Origin of the sequence: Dyella sp. (genome assembly GCF_035508675.1) — a bacterium.
In the GTDB taxonomy this organism is placed as follows: domain Bacteria; phylum Pseudomonadota; class Gammaproteobacteria; order Xanthomonadales; family Rhodanobacteraceae; genus Dyella_B.
Map to the genome: position 1 here is coordinate 1 of NZ_DATJMN010000226.1, position 5510 is coordinate 5510.

Below are 5510 nucleotides of genomic sequence, written 5' to 3' on the forward strand. Positions count from 1 at the left end.
GGTGCGGCTTATCTCGCCGGTCTTGCCACCGGTTTCTGGTCCAGCCGCGAGGACATTGCGCGGCACTGGGCGATCGATCGTCGCTTCGAACCGGACATGCCGGAGGCTCGGCGCGAAGCGCTCTACGCGGGCTGGAAACAGGCCGTGGAGGCGACTATGGCTTTCAAGATTTGAGTTTGTTCGAGTGACCAAGGACTTGCCGCTCTTTTGACGTCGTCCCGGCGCAGGCCGGGACCCAGCGACTTTCAGTAACGCTGGCGTCACCGGATGACGAGCGCCAGAGCGGGAGCTCCCCAGCCGATTTCACGCTGACCCGATCACGCGCACGGGCGGGCAGGCATGTGCCCGCAGGGTCCCCTCATGTCCGGTGTCAGCGCTTGTGTCGTTCGTTGTTCCGACGTTCCAGGAGAATCCGCATGCAACAGAAAAGCATTGCCTTGATTGCGATGGCAGGATGCGTCATTGCCACCAGCGGAAAAGCCATCGCTGCCGACCAGGATTACGCCAACACCACCCTCACTGGCGACTGGGATGGCGCGCGCCAGCGGCTGTACGACCAGGGTATCGACCTCGGTGTCGACTACCTCGGCGAATTCGCACACAACACCAGCGGCGGGATTCGGCAAACGGATGCCTATGCCGATCAGATTCATGTCCACGCGGCGTTTGATTTTCAGAAGCTGTGGGGATGGACCGGTGGCTCGCTGCACATCGACATCAACGATCGCAACGGCAGTCAGATCGATGCGAAAGCCCATCTCGGCACCTTGCTGGAATCACAGGAAATCTACGGTGGCGGCAACATCACGCGCATCACGCGCTTCTATCTGGAGCAGTCGCTGTGGAACGGCCTGGTCGACCTGAAATACGGCCGCATGGATATCGGCGTCGATTTCTTTCCGTTCGCGTGCGACTTCCAGAATCTCAATTTTTGCGGCGCGCTGCCGGGCTGGATCTCCAAAGGCGTGGATGCATGGCCGCTGGCGCAAACCGGTGGCGTCATCGCGATCAACCCATCGGCCGCCTGGACGATCAAGTTCGGCGGCTTCGAGGTCAACCCGAACAATGCCGCCACTTCGCAAGGGCTGAAGCTGTCGCCCTCAGGGCCGAATATCGGCACCTTGATGCTGGCCGAACTGGATTGGCATACGCATCTTGGCGGCGAGCAGAACGGCTTGCAAGGCATCTGGCGGGTTGGCGGCTGGCGCAACACAGCGCGTTACCAGGACGTGTTCCTGAGCGTGGATGGCGCACAGCAGCTATTGGGTAGCGATGCCAACGCATTGCAGAGCAGCGTGTCCGGCAGTTATTTCATGGGCCAGCAGCAACTCACCCGCAATGCCGGCGGCGGTGGCCTGAGCGTGTTCGGCAATGTCGTACAAGCCGATCCCCATACCGATCTGGTCGACCAGATGATCTCAGTCGGCCTGCTGTACGACGGACCCTTTGCAGCGCGCCCGGATGATCGCCTGGGCTTCGCCGTCGGCCGCGATCGCGTCAGCAGCCGGGTGGCCAACGCCGAGCGCTCGATCAACGACGTCGGACTAGGCCCCGTGCCGGTGCAAGGCTACGAATACATCACCGAGCTGAACTACCAGTTCCAGCTCTGGCACGGCCTGGCATTGATGCCCAACGTGCAGTACATCCACCACCCTGGCGGCACCAGCGCCAACCACGACGCCACCGTCTGGGGGTTGCGGGTCGTGGCCAAGTTCTGAAGCGCGGACATGGGATCGGGAGCGGGGCGTGTATCATGGCGGGCCATGAGCCTATGCTTGATGGCTCCTGTGGGCGCTGGATGCGCGTCGAGCATCCGTTCTAAGCTCCCCGGGCGAGATGGAAGGCCCTTATCCTGATTCAGTTTTTCGAGGTCACACATGGCACGCGGCGTTAACAAAGTCATCCTGGTCGGCAACCTTGGCGCGGATCCTGAAGTCCGCTACACCGCTGGTGGCAGCGCGATCGCCAATCTCAGCGTGGCCACCAAAGACCAATGGACCGACAAGCAGACCGGCCAGAAGCAAGAAAAAACCGAGTGGCACCGCGTGAAGATGTTTGGCCGCCTGGCCGAGATTGCCGGTGAATATCTCAAGAAAGGCCAGCAGGTCTACGTGGAAGGGGCATTGCGTTACGACAAGTACACCGGCAAGGACGGCGTCGAGCGCTACACCACCGACATCGTGGCCAGCGATCTGCAGATGCTCGGCGGCAGGCCGGGTAGCGAGGCCGGCATGGGCGGTGGCGGTGGCGGTTATCGCGAACGCCCGCAGGGTGGCGGCGCGCCCCGCCAGCCGTTTGGTGACGACTACGGCAACGCGCCCCAGCGCCAGTCGACGCCCCCGCCGGATGTGGGTGGCGGCAACCAGTTCGATGATGATGACATTCCGTTCTGAAGTGGACATCAGGCTGCTTTTGTACGGCTTTTGAATCCAAGCCCTCGATCTTTCGGGGGCTTTTGCTGTTTAAAGCTGGACATCTTCGTACCGGGTTTTATAGCCAGAGCATTCGTCTACGCTGTACCTGGAAAGGTATGGTGGTCTTTGCGGGATGAGAGAGGCGATTGCGTCATGAATCCTACGCACGGCTTCCAAAGTCTCCGATCATTTCGACGACTTGTTCGAGCGGTTCGATCTGCGGGAAATGTCCAGCCTCAGACACAACGCTGAGCCATGAGTCGGGCATGGCGGCGGCAATTCGCTGCCTATGCGCGATATCGACAATCGTCGCTTTCACCCCAAATCACTTGCGAAGGAACGGGCATGCGCGACAGGCGCGCATGTAAAGAGGGGTCATGCATAAAGGGTTCGCCGGCATAGACCCGCAGCGTGTTCTGATGCTCAGTCATCTGGGCCAATGCTGCTGGAGTGGTTGGGGGCGACGGCGTAACGAGCTGGATTGTGGAAGGCGAGCGCCGCACGATCAGCTGGGTGCGTCAATCTGTTCTAGTTCGGACATGCCATTGCTCAAAGAGGCTGATAAGTGCTCATAATCGGCCACCTTGTGTAAGGGCGGATCCTATAAAGAGGAAAGCGAGTGCGGTCCATTCATTTCATATCAGGCTTGCCCAGGTCCGGCTCTACGCTGCTCGCGGCGCTGCTGCGACAGAATCCACGGTTTCACGCAGGCATGAGCGGTCCGCTTGCAGGCATGGTCAATGCCATGCTGGGCGAGATGAGCGATCGCAACGAGTTTTCGATGTTCATCACCCACGAACAGCGTCGGCGCGTCGTGCAGGGGCTTTTCGAAAATTATTACGGCGACGAGTTCGCCGGCGAGGTCCTCTTCGATACCAGCCGCGCATGGTGTTCGAAGTTGCCGGCGCTGTGCGCGCTTTTCCCGAACTTGAAAATGATCGCATGTGTACGCCACGTGTCGTGGGTCATCGACAGCCTGGAGCGAGTGGTCCGAAATAATGCGCTGCAGCCCTCGTCCATTTTCAATTTTCAAACCGGGGGCACGGTCTATAGCCGCGCCGAAGGCGTCGCCAATGGGGAAGGCATGGTAGGGCACGCCTATAACGCGTTGAAGGAAGCGTTCTATGGCGAACATGCGCAGCATCTGATGCTGTTGCAATATGAGACGCTGGTGAGCGATCCCGCGAAGGCGATGGCGGCGGTTTACGAATTCATCGGCGAGCCGCCGTTCCAGCACGATTTCGACAACGTGCATTTCGATGCCGATGCGTTCGACGCACGTGCCGGTACGCCGGGCCTGCACACGGTCGGCAGGAAGGTTGTCGCGCGCACGCGCAGCACATTGTTACCGCCGGATGTCTTCCGGCGCTTCGAGAACGATGCCTTCTGGCTCAATGCACAAGCAAACCCCCGCGGCGTGAGAGTGGTGTAGGCGCATCAGCGCAAGTAAACGCGTGAAGACACCGCGGTGCCGGCATCCTTCGTGAAAAGTAGTTGATGCCATGTGTCACATGGATCACGATAAAGCGCCAGCGCGTCGATGCAGGTGGCGAGTCATATGTGCATACGCTGGCGAACATCGGCGCGAGAGGGCATCTCGCGTTAGGGACTTCACCGGCGGCGTGGCATTGCCGCGATTTTCAGCTGCGGCCGCACACCCACACTGCGACCCGGCTGCATAGCAGGGGACAATCGAATGAACCGTGTCTATCGACTCGTATGGAATCGGTCGCTGGCTGTCGTGCAGGTGGCTTCTGAACGCGCGCGCAACCCAGGCTCGTCTTGCGGTACCTGCGCGCCACGCTCCCCGCGACGCCGTCCACTTGCGTTGGCGATGGCCGCCTTGGCGCTGGCTTGGGTTAGCGCTCCGGCTTGGAGCCAGACCTGTACGTCCTCCAATCCATCGGGATGTGGTGCGGCGGGTGGTGTGGGTGGGCGTCCCGGCCGTAGCCCTAATGGCGGTTCGGGCAATGGTACGGGGGGCGATGGGATTACCTGGAACCCCAATACCTCCGAAACTCCGGGCAACACCGCCACCAATGGTGTCGGCGGCGCTGGCGCCACGGCGATCTTTGACGCCGATGGCTACGACCTCACCTCGACGGGCGGAAGCGGCGGCGCGGTCGGGGCGACCGACGATGTCAGCGCCTCCGTCAGCGGTGGCACCGGCGGTGCCGGCGAGGATGCGCCTTCCGTTAGCCCTGTTGGCGGTGGCGGTGGCGGTGGCGGTGCGGGTGTTTTCATCAGCATCAGCAATTCGACACAGACCGTGGCGTCCACCGTGACGATCACTGGCGGGCAGGGCGGCCAGGGCGGCGCAGCGGATGGCGAGTCGAACTTTGATCCGGGCGCCGGCGGTGGTGGTGGTGCGGGTGTGATCATCGGTGCAGGCGCAAACATTGTGACGTTCACCAACAACGGCACGTTGACGGGCGGCAGGGGCGGCACCGGCGGTTATGGCGGCTATGCCGGCAGCGGCGGCGGTGGTGGCGATGGCCTGCTGGTCCTCGGTGCGGGGGCTAGAGTCACCAATGGCGCGGGCGCCACGATTAGCGGCGGCGCCGGTGGCGCTCCCGGCGCGTTCCAGGATGGCGAGAACCTGCCAGGCGGATACGGCGGCGGCGGTGCCGGCGTGAACCTGGTCGGTGTGGGCGCAACGCTCACCAACTCGGGCACCATCACCGGCGGTGGCGCTGGTGTCAGCCCGGTGGCCGGCACCTCGGCGCAGAACGGTACGCCGGGTGTCGGCCTGCGTGCATGGGGTGGCGCCATCGTCGATGACAGTGGCGCGATTGCCGGTGGCAGCAACAGCAGCACGCAGGCCGATGCGGTGCTGTTTTCCGGCGGCGGCAACCAGTTGGTGATCGAATCGGGCGCCAGCTTTACCGGCAATATCGTCAGCACCAGCGGCAGCGACCCCGCCACGGGCGATACGCTGACGCTGGGCGGCAATGCCAATGGCTCGTTCAATGTGAGCCAGGATGTCGGTTTCGCCAACAACACCAAGATCGGCGACATCACCTGGACGCTGACCGGCACCGGCAACGCGGGCATCAACTGGACCATTCAGCAGGGCGAGCTGGTCGGTACCACCAG

The 5510-nt window shown here is 62.3% G+C and carries 3 protein-coding genes and 3 pseudogenes; all 6 read left to right on the plus strand.

Annotation, left to right across the window (positions count from 1 at the left end; all coding sequences use genetic code 11):
- A pseudogene (locus VMA74_RS12130) lies at positions 1 to 174 on the plus strand (glycerol kinase); the annotation flags it as partial.
- 242 nt (positions 175 to 416) lie between these two features.
- Positions 417 to 1718, plus strand: coding sequence for a carbohydrate porin (locus VMA74_RS12135; RefSeq protein WP_325367282.1), 1302 nt, complete (start codon positions 417 to 419; stop codon positions 1716 to 1718).
- Positions 1719 to 1877: 159 nt separating this feature from the next.
- A complete protein-coding gene (gene ssb, locus VMA74_RS12140) occupies positions 1878 to 2393 on the plus strand; it encodes a single-stranded DNA-binding protein (protein ID WP_325367283.1) in 516 nt (171 codons plus the stop codon).
- Positions 2394 to 3033: 640 nt separating this feature from the next.
- Positions 3034 to 3846, plus strand: coding sequence for a sulfotransferase (locus VMA74_RS12145; protein WP_325367284.1), 813 nt, complete (start codon positions 3034 to 3036; stop codon positions 3844 to 3846).
- Between the two features lie 264 nt (positions 3847 to 4110).
- A pseudogene (locus VMA74_RS21635) lies at positions 4111 to 4245 on the plus strand (ESPR-type extended signal peptide-containing protein); the annotation flags it as partial.
- A gap of 96 nt (positions 4246 to 4341) precedes the next feature.
- Positions 4342 to 5510 (plus strand): annotated as a pseudogene (locus VMA74_RS12150) (hypothetical protein); the annotation flags it as partial.